Source organism: Streptomyces viridosporus, assembly GCF_002078235.1.
GTDB lineage: Bacteria > Actinomycetota > Actinomycetes > Streptomycetales > Streptomycetaceae > Streptomyces > Streptomyces viridosporus.
In genome coordinates, this window is the sequence record NZ_MSGP01000722.1 from 1 (window position 1) to 857 (window position 857).

Genomic DNA, 857 nt, shown 5'->3' on the forward strand with positions numbered 1-857 from the left:
GCCCCGTACTGCCCTGGCAGCCGCCCAGCACGTGCCGGGCGACGACGACCCAGCGGTCGGCGTCCAGCGCCCGGCCGGGCCCGATCAGGTCGTCCCACCAGCCCGGCGTGGGATGATCGGGCCCGGTCGGGCGCTGGACACCGACCGCTGGTTCGTCGTCGCCCCGAACGTGCTGGGCGGCTGCCAGGGCAGTACGGGGCCGGCCTCGCCGCGCCCCGGCGGGCGGCGCTGGGGCGGCGCGTTCCCGTACCTGACCGTGCGGGACCAGGTCGCCGCCGAGGCCCGGCTGGCCGATGCCCTCGGCATCGAGCGGTGGGCGCTGGTGGTCGGCGGCTCGATGGGCGGGATGCGGGCCGTGGAGTGGGCGGTGTCCCACCCGGAACGGGTGGAAGGGCTGCTGCTGCTCGCCACGGCGGCGGCGGCGAGCGCCGAGCAGATCGCCTGGGCCGGTCTCCAGCTGCAGGCCATCCGCAACGACCCGCACTGGCAGGGCGGCGACTACCACGACACCGGTCGCGGTCCGCACGCCGGGCTGGGGCTCGCCCGCCGCATCGCGCACGTCACCTACCGCAGCGAGCCGGAGCTGTCCGCCCGGTTCGGCCGGGCGCCGCAGGGCGCGGAGGACCCGTGGAGGGGCGGCCGGTACCAGGTCGAGTCGTACCTCGACCACCACGCGGCCAAGCTGGTCCGCCGGTTCGACGCGGGGAGCTACGTGGTGCTGACGGAGGCGATGAACGGCCATGACGTGGGGCGCGGCAGGGGCGGCGTCCGCGCCGCCCTGCGCGGGGTGACCGCGCGCACGCTGGTGGCCGGCGTCGACTCCGACCGCCTCTACCCGCCGGCCACCAGCGTGCGCG

Annotated in this window: 1 protein-coding gene; it reads left to right on the forward strand. The window is 77.5% G+C overall.

Going from position 1 to position 857, the window contains the following annotated elements:
* Nucleotides 1-13: 13 nt before the first annotated feature.
* The coding region (metX, locus tag B7L92_RS36520; protein WP_438364053.1) for a homoserine O-acetyltransferase MetX at nucleotides 14-857 on the forward strand (844 nt) is incomplete at its 3' end.